Genomic DNA, 1,128 nt, shown 5'->3' with positions numbered 1-1,128 from the left:
AAAAATTCGACATTCTCGCTCAACACATCGAGCTTATCCGCAATAGAAGCGGATACAGCAAGAGTAAAAGATCCCCATGCTGCAATATCAGGCCTGGGTAATGGCTTTTCACCCTTAACGTCTAACCATTCAATATCAATACTTTTCCAACTGGCTTTAACAGACTCTCCATAGAGTTGGATAGGTTTGCTTGCCGTTACTTGAAGAGACATTTCCAATGGCGACTCTCGCAACATTGCAAAATCATTAACATTGGGAGTGACAATAAACACTTTATTAAATGCTGTCATAACCGTCCTTAAATCAATTTGAGCGCTTTCAAACCAAACATAATAAATAGAGTTTACTTTCATGTTCAAAAATTTAATGAATTCAGATCTGGCGTTCTTATCTTTTAATTTCTAAGTTTTATTATTTATATATTTCAATCCACACGATAGAATTATTTTTTCAATTTTTACTATGTACCCTTCCTTATGTAATCGAATAAATTAGAGAATAAACAATAGCACGCATCACTTCACTTTTGTCGAGCTCATCACTCTCACTTAAACGATACATTCACAAGTTCAATTTTTGTACGACTTAGACTTAGCTTTGTCAATCGTGAATTAAAAACAACCGATTCACCGTTGTTTTACTGCCTTTTCTTACCACCCTGTTGTTTATTCATACATTATAAATGCATTTATACACATAACGATTCGGCGTTACGATTTGTTACGAGTTAAATCACAAACTTTTGAGGTATTGGATAAAGCGTAGAAAAAGAAAACACATTGAAATAAAAAGAGTTTCTAAAGTACGAAAAATAAAACGCCGTTTTTATAAATTAGCAACTTCACAAATATCCTTAAACACAGTTTTATTAATTACATATATCAGATATTATTTACGCCGAAGTTTATAGAAATCATCGTTAAACTTCATATTTTTTATAAGTTTCAATTAGTTAGTTTTTAACTCGAAAACTTATCGTCAACCCAATATCAAGCACCTAAGCGTGCAATAAGAAACATTGGGAATAGAATTATATTGATGTGCATGTTGTTTTAACGAATGCATGAAGCAATCGGTAAATTTGTAACACCATAGAGTTTTATTTAGCCAAGATGAAAAAATTAATTA

1 pseudogene is annotated in these 1,128 nt (G+C 31.9%); it reads right to left on the bottom strand.

The features are described from left to right. A pseudogene (locus tag IQR33_RS04150) lies at window positions 1-290 on the bottom strand (hypothetical protein); the annotation flags it as partial. Window positions 291-1,128: the final 838 nt, after the last annotated feature.

The sequence above is a fragment of the Vibrio sp. OPT46 genome (genome assembly GCF_015163535.1).
GTDB classification, from domain to species: domain Bacteria; phylum Pseudomonadota; class Gammaproteobacteria; order Enterobacterales; family Vibrionaceae; genus Vibrio; species Vibrio alginolyticus.
The sequence above is the reverse complement of the archived record's forward strand: the minus strand, read 5'-3'. Positions and strand labels throughout refer to the sequence as shown.